The 12454-nt window shown below is 51.7% G+C and carries 11 protein-coding genes; 6 read left to right on the top strand and 5 right to left on the bottom strand.

Features of this window, described 5'->3' with window-relative positions; all coding sequences use genetic code 11:
• Positions 1-159: 159 nt before the first annotated feature.
• On the bottom strand, positions 160-777 hold the full coding sequence (locus KU854_RS16575; RefSeq protein WP_255555611.1) for a VC2046/SO_2500 family protein: 618 nt from the start codon (positions 775-777) through the stop codon (positions 160-162).
• Between the two features lie 130 nt (positions 778-907).
• Here KU854_RS16575 and KU854_RS16570 point away from each other — a divergent pair, with 130 nt between their 5' ends.
• A complete protein-coding gene (locus KU854_RS16570; protein WP_218359545.1) occupies positions 908-2401 on the top strand; it encodes a helicase HerA-like domain-containing protein in 1494 nt (497 codons plus the stop codon).
• Between the two features lie 65 nt (positions 2402-2466).
• On the opposite strand, the gene KU854_RS16565 is transcribed toward KU854_RS16570, so the two are convergent.
• From KU854_RS16565 to KU854_RS16555, 3 genes are all read right to left on the bottom strand, one after another.
• Positions 2467-3735: an O-acetylhomoserine aminocarboxypropyltransferase/cysteine synthase family protein gene (locus KU854_RS16565; protein WP_218359544.1), complete on the bottom strand. Its 1269-nt coding sequence runs from the start codon at positions 3733-3735 to the stop codon at positions 2467-2469.
• A gap of 82 nt (positions 3736-3817) precedes the next feature.
• Positions 3818-4495: a YoaK family protein gene (locus KU854_RS16560; protein ID WP_218359543.1), complete on the bottom strand. Its 678-nt coding sequence runs from the start codon at positions 4493-4495 to the stop codon at positions 3818-3820.
• 160 nt (positions 4496-4655) lie between these two features.
• Positions 4656-4943, bottom strand: coding sequence for a 2Fe-2S iron-sulfur cluster-binding protein (locus KU854_RS16555; RefSeq protein WP_218359542.1), 288 nt, complete (start codon positions 4941-4943; stop codon positions 4656-4658).
• 165 nt (positions 4944-5108) lie between these two features.
• Here KU854_RS16555 and KU854_RS16550 point away from each other — a divergent pair, with 165 nt between their 5' ends.
• Positions 5109-6599, top strand: coding sequence for an FAD-binding domain-containing protein (locus tag KU854_RS16550; RefSeq protein ID WP_218359541.1), 1491 nt, complete (start codon positions 5109-5111; stop codon positions 6597-6599).
• 72 nt (positions 6600-6671) lie between these two features.
• Positions 6672-7766, top strand: coding sequence for a GGDEF domain-containing protein (locus KU854_RS16545; RefSeq protein ID WP_218359540.1), 1095 nt, complete (start codon positions 6672-6674; stop codon positions 7764-7766).
• Between the two features lie 7 nt (positions 7767-7773).
• On the opposite strand, the gene KU854_RS16540 is transcribed toward KU854_RS16545, so the two are convergent.
• A complete protein-coding gene (locus tag KU854_RS16540) occupies positions 7774-8244 on the bottom strand; it encodes a hypothetical protein (protein WP_218359539.1) in 471 nt (156 codons plus the stop codon).
• Positions 8245-8524: 280 nt separating this feature from the next.
• On the opposite strand from KU854_RS16540, the gene KU854_RS16535 reads away from it, so the two are divergent.
• The 3 genes from KU854_RS16535 to pstA all read left to right on the top strand — a co-directional run bounded on the left by KU854_RS16535 (position 8525) and on the right by pstA (position 12345).
• Positions 8525-9565, top strand: coding sequence for a PstS family phosphate ABC transporter substrate-binding protein (locus KU854_RS16535; protein WP_218359538.1), 1041 nt, complete (start codon positions 8525-8527; stop codon positions 9563-9565).
• Positions 9566-9668: 103 nt separating this feature from the next.
• The gene (pstC, locus tag KU854_RS16530) at positions 9669-11051 is read left to right on the top strand and encodes a phosphate ABC transporter permease subunit PstC (protein WP_218359537.1); all 1383 of its coding nucleotides are present in this window, start codon (positions 9669-9671) and stop codon (positions 11049-11051) included.
• Positions 11044-12345 carry a phosphate ABC transporter permease PstA gene (gene pstA, locus KU854_RS16525; protein WP_218359536.1) on the top strand — a complete coding sequence of 434 codons (1302 nt, stop codon included), beginning with the start codon at positions 11044-11046 and terminating at the stop codon, positions 12343-12345. Before pstC ends, pstA begins: the two co-directional genes overlap by 8 nt.
• The last annotated feature ends 109 nt before the right edge of the window (positions 12346-12454 follow it).

Below are 12454 nucleotides of genomic sequence, written 5' to 3'. Positions count from 1 at the left end.
GTGAAAGTGGTGTGAAATTGTTCAAAAAAGGTTGTGTAAACTGTGTGCAAAATTAATTTTTTAGTAAGTGATCACAGTTTGATTTTTTATGACGCAAGAAGTTGAACCTGAAACTTGACTATGATAGCCAGAGTGGTCAATTCGTTTATAAACAGAGGGTTAGATGGCGACGTGTAGCTCGTTAAAGCGTTTTGCGGATACCAATTGGTCGTAGAGGGCAGCAGTGCTGAGGCCTGCGACTTTGTTATTTTCGCTATCCAGCTTTCTTCGTAGGTGGCCGTCTAGATTGTGATAGACATCTTCGCCCAAACCATGGGTTCCTACCGCAGGAAAATGCAGGGCAGACGGTGAAACGCAGTGATTAAGTTTGGCACTTGCCAATCCGGCGCTATGGAATGATGCGGCTTGAGTGCCACAAAGTTCATAATCCCTTTCTTCTGCGCTCAGTCGGGCAGGTTGAGGCAAACTCAGCGCTTTACGCAGATCATCTTCTGTTGAAGTTTCTGGATAGGGTGGTTCAAGCGGGGTTGTCTCTGTGGCATCACCAGACAGTAGCGCCAGCATCAATGCAAAATCCGAACGACGGCCCTGAGTAACAGCATGATTTAGGTTATCACCTAGCTGTACATCGGTTATTAACTGGGCTTTGTCGAGCGCGTGAATTTGCATGGTTACCTGAGACAATGTTCTGACCCTTTCTTTATCGGTAACCCGCTGTATTACTTTAACTAAAAAGTGAAAAAAATTGCGATGTTGACCCGTTTGGGCATTCGCCAACCTTTTGCACCTGCAAAATCAGCTTCTGACGCTCCAAAGCCTTCTGCTATCAGTCTCACCGTCACAACATATCAACCCCGCAACCTGCTCTATCTTTTGCCTTACAACAAGGCAGATAAAGGTTCACCGGATGAACAGTGAAAAAGCGTTTACCATTGGCGGCGCGCGCGGCGAAGCGATCCCCCAGTTGGGCAAGATGAGTAACCGGCACGGGATGATTGCCGGGGCGACAGGAACAGGGAAAACGGTCACTTTGCAGGTATTGGCGGAAGGCTTCAGCCAGCTGGGCGTACCTGTGTTTGCCGCTGATATTAAAGGTGATCTTTCTGGCATTGCTGAAACGGGCAAGCCCCATCCCAAAATTGACGAGCGTCTGGCGCAAATTCCGCTTCCTCATTACAGCCGTCAGGGGTTTCCTGTCAGTTTTTGGGATATCTATGGTGAAACGGGACTGCCGGTCAGAACCACCATTTCAGAGATGGGGCCCTTATTGCTGGCGAATTTGCTCGAGCTGAATGACACCCAGGAAGGCGTTCTCTATGCCGCTTTTAAGATTGCAGACGATCAGGGCATGTTAATGCTGGATCTGAAAGATTTGCGCGCCATGCTCCAGTGGATGGGGGAAAACGCCAAAAGCCTTTCGCTCGATTACGGCAATATCTCCTCCCAGAGTATCGGCGCAATTCAGCGCAGGCTTTTGGTGATGGAAGAACAGGGCGGCGACAGGTTTTTCGGTGAGCCCGCGTTAGAACTTCAGGATCTGATGCAGGTGGACTTTTCCGGCAAGGGAGTGATTAACCTGCTGGATGCGACCCGCCTCTATGCCGAATCGCCCCGACTTTACAGTGCTTTCCTGCTGTGGATTCTGTCTGAACTCTTTGAGCAATTGCCCGAGCAGGGCGATGCAGAGACGCCAAAACTGGTGTTCTTTTTCGATGAAGCGCATTTGCTGTTTGAAAATGCTTCCAAGCCTTTACTGGAAAAACTGGAACAGGTCGTCAGGCTGATCCGCTCCAAAGGCGTTGGGGTGTATTTTATCAGCCAAAGCCCGATGGATATTCCTGACGATGTTCTGGGGCAGCTGGGCCTTAAAATTCAACATGCTCTGCGTGCATTTACCCCAAAGGACAGGAAAGCGATTAAGTCTGTGGCGGAAAATTTCCGCGCCAATCCAGATCTCGATACCGCTTCTGTGCTGACTGAGCTGGGTATTGGTGAAGCACTGGTCTCCCGCCTTGATGCGAAAGGAACACCGACAGTCGTAGAAAGAGTGCTTATTGCGCCGCCCCAATCAAGAATTGGCCCTTTAACAGAGAGCGAACGTGAAAGCCGCGTTGAGCGTTCACCGCTTAAAGCTAAGTACACGCAAGCTATCGACAGGCACTCCGCCTATGAAGCGTTAAAGCAAAAAGCCGAGCAAATTGCGGCGGAAGAAGCGAAAGCGGCAGAGGTGAAACCGGCTGCAACGAGGTCGCGTTCTGCATCGTCGCGCAGCACCAGTTCAGGCGGGATGGATATTGTCGATTCGCTGGCAAAAAGTGCTGCCCGTGCGATGGGAAGTCAGCTTGGCAGGCAGATTGTCCGCGGCTTGTTGGGCTCTCTGTTTGGTGGCCGGAAACGTTGATCTGATATGGGCATATAAAGAAAACCCGCCGGATATGGCGGGTTTCGCGTTTAATCTAGGTGCTATCAGGTGTTCAGCGCCTGCTCCAGATCCGCAATGATGTCATCAATATGTTCAATACCGACCGACAAGCGGATCATCTCCGGAGATACACCTGCTTGCGCCTGCTCTTCCTCACTCAACTGACGGTGAGTGGTAGATGCCGGGTGGCATGCCAGTGATTTGGCGTCTCCAATGTTCACCAGACGTTTGAACAATCCCAATGCATCATAGAAACGCACGCCCGCGTCATAGCCGTCTTTCAGACCGAACGAGAGAATAGCGGAAGGCTTACCCTTCATATATTTCTGTGCCAGTGCATGGTGCTCGGACTCCGGCAAACCGGCATAGCTGACCCAGCTCACCTTCTCGTGCCCTTTCAGGAACTCAGCAACCTTGAGCGCATTTTCCACATGGCGCTCCATACGCAGTGGCAGGGTTTCCAGCCCCTGCATCAGCATAAAGGCATTCATTGGTGACAACGCAGAACCTGTGTTGCGAAGAGGCACTGTACGCGCACGGCCAATAAAGGCCGCTTCACCAAAAGCTTCGGTATAGACCACGCCGTGGTATGACGGTTCTGGCTGGTTAAATACCGGGAAACGGTCTTTGTGCTGCGCCCACGGGAATTTGCCTGAGTCAACAATCACGCCGCCAAGGGTAGTGCCGTGGCCGCCAATATATTTGGTCAGCGAGTGCACCACGATATCAGCGCCAAACTCAATTGGTTTGCAAAGGGCAGGGGTGGCGACTGTGTTGTCCACAATCACGGGAACGCCTTTGGCGTGCGCAAGCTCTGCAACACGGGCGATGTCGATGATGTTACCCGCCGGGTTACCAATACTTTCGCAGTAAACTGCCTTGGTATTGTCATCAATAAGCTCAGCCAGGGATTCTGGCTTATCATCTTTTGCGAACTTCACCGCGATGCCCTGTTTTGGCAGCATATGCGCGAACAGGGTGTAAGTGCCGCCATAAAGCTGCGGGGTAGAGACGATATTGTCACCGGCTTCAGCCAGAGTCAGGATGGCATAGTTGATGGCTGCGCTGCCTGCACTGACCACCAAAGAAGCAAGGCCACCTTCAAGTGCTGCCATGCGCTGCTCAAGTACATCATTGGTTGGGTTCATGATGCGGGTATAGATGTTACCCGGTACCGCGAGGTTAAACAGATCTGCACCGTGCTGGGCACTGTCAAATTCGTAGGCAACGGTTTGGTAGATAGGGGTAGCGACTGATTTAGTCGTTGGGTCGGTTTGGTATCCGGCGTGAATGGCGAGGGTTTCGTCTTTCATGTTTCATCCTTGTGAACATTTTTTCCGCAAACCCTCACTATGGCACAAAGGGCGACAGTGTAAATTGTCGCCCCTCAAGAAATTAGATGTCCCGCAAACGCACGTGCACGTGTCTCATATGTAGACGGTACACAATCGCCAGAATCACGCAAACACCCGCAGGTACGGCAAAAGCGTATGAGCCCATCACAGGGAAGATCAGGGCGCTTATCACCCCACCAAGCACAAAGCCTATGGCGATAACTGTGAACAGCACCAACTTGCGCTTGTTGAGCGGTTCGCCGCGGATAAATGCCCCAAACATCAATCCCAAATCGGTAATGACTCCGGTTATATGGGTGGTACGCACAATCGCCCCACTGTAGCCGGTAACCAAACCGTTTTGGATACCACAGGCGGCAGCGGCAAAATAAAGGCCGTAGTAGTCATTGTTTAGCAGCGGGTAAATGGCACCAAGCAGCAGCGCAGCTTCGGCCAGCAACAGCAAATCATAACGGCGGCCGAGTGCCAGCGTACCGTCTTTCAGTACCAGACCGGATAAGGTGGCACCGGCAAAAAAGCCAATCAAGATCATCGACAGATGGATCAGTTTGACGGACTGCTCATTCACCAGATCTGTGCCTATCAGGGTGGCCGTTCCTGATAAGTGAGAAATAGCCTGATGCTCAAAGCCAAGCAGGCCAATGCCGTTAACAATACCGGCAGACAGGGCGAGAACAAAAGCCCCGTACTCTACCCATTTAGGCAGTTTGGTAATCACACTTTTACCTTAAGAGAGTTATTGCGGAAAAGAAGACGTTGGTGAGAACACCGGAAAGGCGAAATTTTACCGCAAACTTTCCGGTGGCATAGGGTCTGGATCAAAATGCGGGACACTAAATTGCGCGTTTGTGCGCCGATTAGACACGTAACTGTCAAAACTACCCATTCACCGGGTCAATTTCTACATCACCATAAACGGAGCACTGGCATGCCAAGCGTCGACGGGAGCCATCCAAGTCGAGGTCATCTAACAGTTCCTGCTCTTCAACACCTTTAGGGCTGAGGTTATTCATGCCGCTAATAACATCAATGGTGCAGGTGCCACAGGCGGCAGAGCGGCATCCAAAAGGTACTTCACTGAGCCCTTTATCTTCTAAATCCAACAAGGTGCTGCCACTGGCAACATCAACACGTTTTCCTGATTTACTGAACGTTACAGTTGGCATAACGGTGTTTTCTCCTGCATCACGTTTTCCCCGGCTGTTGTGTTCAGCATAGATTCAACGCACTGAACTTTCCGTTCCTTTTTTCAAAACTTGCCGGGATGGGCAGATCGCATCGCGGGGTGAAAACGTAACTTTTTCATCCTTTGACGATTAACCGGACAGATTATGGAAGAAAGCCCACTAACGGTGAATTCACGGGTCAGTGTTGTTTGGCTGAAGCGTGACCTTCGCCTTACAGATCATGCGCCTCTGGCGGCGGCTGTCCGGTCGGGTTTTCCTGTTTTGTTGCTCTACGTGTTTGAGCCCATGTTGCTGGATGACGAACATTATGATGAAAGGCACTGGCGTTTTGTCTGGCAATCACTGGAGGATTTGAACGCCCAGTTGGCGGACTTTGATGCAACGGTGACGATTGTTTATGGCGAGTGTGGCGATATTTTCAGACGTCTGGCGAGCAGCGTAGATATCGATGCTATTTATTCCCATGAAGAAGTGGGTCTTGCATCCACTTTCATTCGCGACAGGCAAATACAACAATGGTGCAAGCAAAAGGGCATTGCTTGGTACGAATATCAGCATGGAGCGGTGCAGCGTGGCGCGACAGACCGGAAAATGTGGGACAAGGCATGGGACACTTACATGCGTGCACCGCTGGAAACACCACGGCTAGATGGCGCCCAGTTCTGCACGGTGCCGGAGCAATGCTTACCGCACTATACTGCGCCTGAGAGCTGGCAGATAAAACGTAAAGGCATGCAAACCGGTGGGGCAACACTGGCGCGGAAAACCCTCGACAGTTTTTATGAAGGGCGGGGGAAAGACTACGCTTTCTGCATTTCCAAGCCAGCCCAAAGCCGTAACCATTGTTCTCGTCTGTCACCGTATCTGGCGTGGGGCAATATCAGTGTGCGCGAGGTTTACCAGACGTTGCTCTCAAATTGGTCAAGAGCGGGCTGGCGTCGGGCGCTTTCCGCTTTTTCTTCCCGTTTGCATTGGCATTGTCATTTCATCCAAAAGTTCGAGAGTGAATGCGAGATGGAGTTTCGCCATGTGAACGCCGGATACAGCGGTTTTCCCTATCGGGATGATGACAAAGCCGCAGAGCATTTAAAGGCCTGGAAAGAAGGGCGGACAGGCTTTCCGCTAGTGGATGCCTGTATGCGCTGCCTTCAAGCGACGGGGTATATCAATTTCCGCATGCGGGCGATGTTGGTGAGTTTCCTGTGTCATCACCTGAATATTGACTGGCGCCTGGGTGTTAAACATCTTGCAGCCTTGTTTCTGGATTTTGAGCCCGGCATTCACTACCCCCAATTCCAGATGCAGGCGGGCGTGACAGGTACCAATACCATCCGCATTTACAACCCCACCAAACAAGCCCAGGAACATGACCCGGAGGGCGCATTTATTTGTCGCTGGCTACCGGAGCTTCGTGGTGTACCCGTGCCATTGCTGTTCGAACCATGGAAATTGACGCCAATGGAGCAGCAGCTTTATGGCATCACGGTCGCTGCCGACGGTGAATATCCCCTTCCGGTTGTTGAGTTGGAACAAGCGGCGCGCGAGGCAAGGGAGAGGCTTTGGGGCTGGCGTAAACGGGCGGAAGTGAAAAAGGAGAATAGCCGGATTCTGGCGAGGCATGTGAGGCCGGAATGAAGTATCAAGATCAGATCGTTTGGGCGTAAATGTGCTATTTATTTCTTACTGATAAAACAAAAAGGTAATGCCATGGAAGCCAGTGCGCCACAGTCATCTACCCTTGCCGTGACCATCGAAAAGTTGCAACAACTCACCCGCCGCAAAGAGCTGACATTTTCAGAATGGGTCAAAGAGCTGCTGAGCATTGCGGCATGGCAGTTTGACGCAGATTGTGCCTGCCTTTCCCGAATTGATGCGCAGGAATTGCAGGTGATCGAATGCTACTCCAATGGCAATGTGATCAGCGCCAAAGCGGGGGAGGTGGTGTCTCTGAACAGTGCCTTTTGCAGCGTGGCTGCGGGGTTGGAAAAACCGCTCATGGCTCCAAACACGCGACAACACAAAAAGCTGGCGGGTCATCCTGCGATTAACCGCTTGCCTTCAGCGTATTGGGGGGTGGCGATTTATTACTGTGGCACCGTGTGGGGCACGCTCAGTATTTCTGCCGATTCCAACGCTAATGCTACGGGGGATGAAAATACGCTGCTGCTGTTTGCCGGGTTGATTGAACTTAAACTGGAAAACGAGGAATACCGTGAAGAGATCATGGGGGCGCGGGAGTCTTACCGGGCGCTCAGTGAGCGGCTGAACAACCTGCAACAGGTTGACCCATTGACAGAATTGCCAAGTCGCGCTGCGCTTTTTGATTATCTTCACCGGGAGTTGAACCAGCTTATCCGCCGTGATGGGGAAGGGGCAATTGCCTTGGTGGATATCGACCTGTTCCATATGTTCAACGAAAAGCATGGCCACGAAGAGGGCGACCGTATATTAAAAGCGGTGGCGACGTCGCTTCGTCAGGCACTTCGCAATTATGACTATGTCGCCCGCTATAACGGTACGCAGTTTCTGGTGTGGCTTCCAGATACGTTGCAATCGGAAGTAGTGAAAGTGTGTGAGCGGATGGCTGAAAAGGTGGCGTTGTGCGAAGTCGAAGGCCAACCGGTGACACTCAGCATTGGTTATTGCGCGTTTCGCAGCGACAGTGAAGAACATATTCCATTCAGCAGGGCGCTGGATGCCTTAATCAACCTTGCCCATACAGCGCTGAAAGAGGCCAAATCGAACGGGAGAAACTGCGCGGTATCGGCATCCCGTCGTCCTGTCACCATTACGTCAGTTTGACGCAGCCTTACCGGTAGAGGTAGACCGAAAGGAAATAGTTTATCTGGTCGTTAATGTATTTGATCACCCGCTGTTTATCGTCAGTGCTGCCCCCTTCGGTGATATCCCAGGGAATGAATTTCTTGTAGCTCGGCAGGGGTTTGCCTGATTGCACTGAGCCGGGTGACAGGGCGATCAGAAAATCCATATGTTCTTCTTTATAGGCATCGACCGGCTGAAAACGTTCATCCGTACAACGGATATTGTACTGGTGAAGTAGCTGACAGGCGGGCTGGACATCACTGTCTGTCCCGGTGTGGGCGCTGTACCCGACAAAATGACTGTCCGCCTTGTGCGCAAGAATCGATTGCGCCACCAAAGCATGGCCCTCCTGACCATCACACAAAAACAGAACCCTGGGTTTTTGCTTTCCATGATGGGCTCTTACCGTCTCGCCAGCATCATGGTCTACCCGTTCGGTACTCACGGAATGCGCCATTCGTTACATCCTCCTTGTTAAAGCCACATTTAGTTATGCACGCTTAACACTGCTAATAAGCGCTGCTTTACGCTATGGCGGTGATGTTGCAATGGGATGACGAATTCATTTCATGAATGGTGGGATGTGTTCGTATTGCTTGTCGTAATCAAATGTTCACATTTCGTTCAGCGGAGTGTCACAAGGGTCTTCTAATTTTATGTTCAGTTTTTGAGCGAAAATCACTTTGCGGCAGGTTGAACTGCTGCTGAATCTAAAAGATATCGACTTGGAGGTTGATGTGAAACTTAAGGCCCTGATTGCGGCATCGACGGTATGCCTGTCTGCTTTCGCAGTAAACAACGCTGCTGCTGCAACCCGTGACTACATCAGTATTGTTGGTTCTTCAACAGTCTACCCATTTGCCACTGTTGTCGCGGAGCGCTTCGGTCGCACTTCAGAGTACTCAGTACCGAAAATCGAATCCACCGGTTCCGGCGGCGGTCTCAAGCTGTTCTGCCAAGGTGTGGGTGAAAACACACCGGATATCACCAACGCATCGCGCAAAATCAAGAGCTCTGAAATCGAGCTGTGTGCAAAGAACGGCGTGAAAGACATCATCGAAATCAAAATCGGTTATGACGGTATCGCTTTCGCTAACTCTAAAAAGTCTGAGCAGTTCGATATCACTCTGAAAGATCTTTTCACTGCACTGGCTAAATTGGTTCCTGATGCGAACGGCAACCTCATCGAAAACCCGAACAAAACCTGGAAAGACGTCAACCCTTCTCTTCCAGCGACCAAAATTGAAGTTCTGGGCCCACCACCAACGTCTGGTACCCGCGATGCATTCGTAGAGCTGGCAATGGAAGGCGGCTGTAAGCAGTACCCAGAGCTGAAAGCGATGAAGAAGCAAGACAAGAAGAAGTACAAAGCAGTATGTCACGGCATTCGTGAAGATGGCGCATTCATCGAAGCGGGCGAGAACGACAACCTGATCGTACAGAAACTGGATGCTAACCCGAATGCGTTCGGCATTTTCGGTTACAGCTTCCTCGACCAAAACTCTGACAAAGTGCAAGGCGCACGTATTGCAGGTGTAGAGCCTACGTTTGAAGCCATCGGTGACGGTTCTTACCCGGTTTCTCGCTCACTGTACTTCTACGTGAAGAAAGCACACGCAGAGGTGATTCCTGGCCTGAAAGAGTACGTGTCAGCGTTTACGTCTGAAGATGCGATTGGTGACGAAGGTTACCTGGCTGACCGCGGCCTGATCCCACTGTCAGCGCGTGATTGGAAACTGGTTCGTAACGATGCGGTGTCTCTGACGCCAAACCTGTAATAACCAAAACCCAGGGTGGTGCATCCAATGATGCGCCGCCTTTGCAGTATTTATCCAGACCGCCCCAGAGGCGGTTTGGGTGAAAAGGAATTAAGGATAAGGGATGCAGACGTCGACTTTATTAGTGGTGGTGTTGGTACTTACGTTCAGTGCCTATCTGCTGGCTAAAAAACGCTCCCGTGACATTGCCACTGCCGAAGGCGGGTTGAGCAAACTTCACTCCCGACCCGCCTACTATGGCTCTTTTGCTGCCATTCTCGCAGCAATCCCCGCTGTACTCTTGATGTTAATCTGGCAAGCCGTTGAGCCAGAACTCGTGCGCACGCTGGTGATGGCACAAATACCCAAGGCGGTCATTGACGCACAGGAGAACCCGCAGCTTCTGTTCGGCCAGATCATTCATATTGCCCACGGCATTCTTCCGGCTAAAACCCCGGAGCTTCAGGCTGCAGCCAACCACTACCTGGAATTAGAAAGCATCGGCAAAACGTTGAAATTTGTCGCTGTGCTAAGTTTGTCTCTGGTGGGGTTAGCACTGGGCTGGCGTGCGGTAAGACCCAAACTCAGAGCACGTCATTACGTTGAGAAGACACTGCAGTTCTTTTTGATGTTCTGTTCGACTCTGGCAATCCTGACTACCCTCGGCATCGTGTTGTCGGTGCTGTTTGAAGCCATCCGCTTCTTTCAAATTATTCCGGTTACCGACTTTTTATTCGGTACTGAATGGTCACCGCAGATAGCGCTGCGTGCTGACCAACAAGGTGCCAGCGGCGCGTTCGGCGCCATTCCGCTTTTCGCCGGTACCCTGATGATCTCCTTTATCGCCATGTGTATTGCCGCACCAATCGGTTTGATGAGTGCGATATATCTATCTGAATACGCATCGCCTAATGTCCGGAACATTGTTAAACCTGTGCTGGAAGTGCTGGCCGGTATTCCTACTGTGGTTTACGGCTTCTTCGCCGCCCTGACCGCAGCACCCTTTATCCGGGATGTTGCTGAGTCCATTGGTATTTCGGGCGTCTCTTCAGAAAGTGCACTGGCGGCAGGCGCCGTCATGGGCGTCATGATTATCCCGTTTGTTTCATCATTGTCTGACGATGTCATTACTGCGGTTCCCCAATCGCTGCGTGACGGCTCGCTGGGGCTTGGGGCAACGCGCTCTGAAACCATCGTCAATGTCGTGATACCCGCGGCCTTGCCCGGAATTGTTGGTGGCTTATTGCTTGCCGTCTCCCGCGCGATTGGTGAAACCATGATCGTGGTAATGGCGGCGGGGCTTTCCGCCAACCTCACAGCAAACCCGCTGGATTCGGTAACCACAGTGACGGTGCAAATCGTGACGTTGCTGGTGGGTGATCAGGAATTCGACAGCCCGAAAACCCTGGCAGCCTTTGCCCTTGGTTTAACCCTGTTTGTCGTGACACTGGCGCTGAACTTTGTCGCACTCCGTATCGTGAAAAAATATCGAGAGCAGTATGACTGATAGATTACTAAAAATCGCCGAGACCAAGCGCGAGCGCGTAAAGGCTGGTGTTGCACGTCGGCGAGGAAAGGAAAAGCGTTTCCGCTTTTACGGTATCGCCTCGATCTCCATGGCGTTCGCCTTTCTTATCGTATTGATGACGACCATTGTCGGGGAAGGCTATACCGCCTTTTTCACCACAGAAATTGAGCTCAAGGTTGACTTGTCTGCCGAGGCGCTCGGCGTTGACAGCAACGAAACAGACCAGAAAGCCCTGATGCAGGCAAGCTATCGCAAAGTCCTGCGTAAAGCGTTGTTGGAGGCAGTGCCAGTTGAAGGGCGCAAGCAAAAACGCGAGCTTTACCGCTTCATTTCAAATGGCGCGGAATACGACTTACGTGACCGCGTGATGGCAGACCCGTCCCTCGTTGGTCAAACCATTACCTACTGGGCACTGGCCGGTGACAATTTCAACCAGTACAACAAAGGCAACATCAAAGCCAGCACGCCGGAAGATGGCCGCCAGTTCAAGAACCAGCAAATCGAATGGTATGACGAACTGGTAAAAGAAGGGCGGGTACGTACCGTCTTCAACACTAACTTCTTCACCCATGGCGACAGCCGTGACCCGGAGCTAGCAGGGATCTGGGGAGCAACCGTCGGCTCGTTCTACACCTTGTTGGTCACCCTGGTACTGAGTTTCCCGATTGGTGTGGCTGCAGCGATTTATCTGGAAGAATTCGCGCCACGGAACCGCGTGACAGAGCTGATTGAAATCAACATCAACAACCTGGCTGCGGTGCCGTCTATCGTGTTCGGTTTGTTAGGTCTTGCTGTGTTCCTGAATGTGGCAGATTTACCGCGCTCCGCACCGTTGGTAGGCGGTCTGGTACTCACGCTGATGACGCTGCCGACGATCATCATTTCCAGCCGTGCATCCATCAAAGCAGTGCCACCCTCAGTGCGCGATGCCGCGCTTGGCGTGGGCGCATCAAAAATGCAAATGGTGATCCATCACGTTTTACCGCTGGCAATGCCCGGCATGCTGACCGGTACCATCATTGGTATGGCTCAGGCGCTGGGTGAGACGGCGCCGCTGCTGATGATTGGTATGGTGGCGTTTATCGTTGACGTGCCGTCTGGGCCCTTGGATGCCGCGACCGCGTTGCCGGTTCAGATTTACCTTTGGGCGGAAAACCCAGAGAAGGGATTTATCGAAAATACGTCTGGCGCAATCATGGTGTTGCTTGCGTTTTTGGCAGTAATGAATGCATGCGCAGTGATCATGCGTAAGCGCTTAGAGCGCAGATGGTAGGAGTAGAACTATGACAACTGTAATTACTCACGCAGGCCAGATGGCAAATACTAAGCAAAAGGCCGCAGAAAAAACCGCTGCACCCAAGCAAACCTGCGGCGTAGCCTTT

The organism is Enterovibrio paralichthyis, from assembly GCF_019209835.1.
GTDB classification, from domain to species: domain Bacteria; phylum Pseudomonadota; class Gammaproteobacteria; order Enterobacterales; family Vibrionaceae; genus Enterovibrio; species Enterovibrio paralichthyis.
The sequence above is the reverse complement of the archived record's forward strand: the minus strand, read 5'-3'. Positions and strand labels throughout refer to the sequence as shown.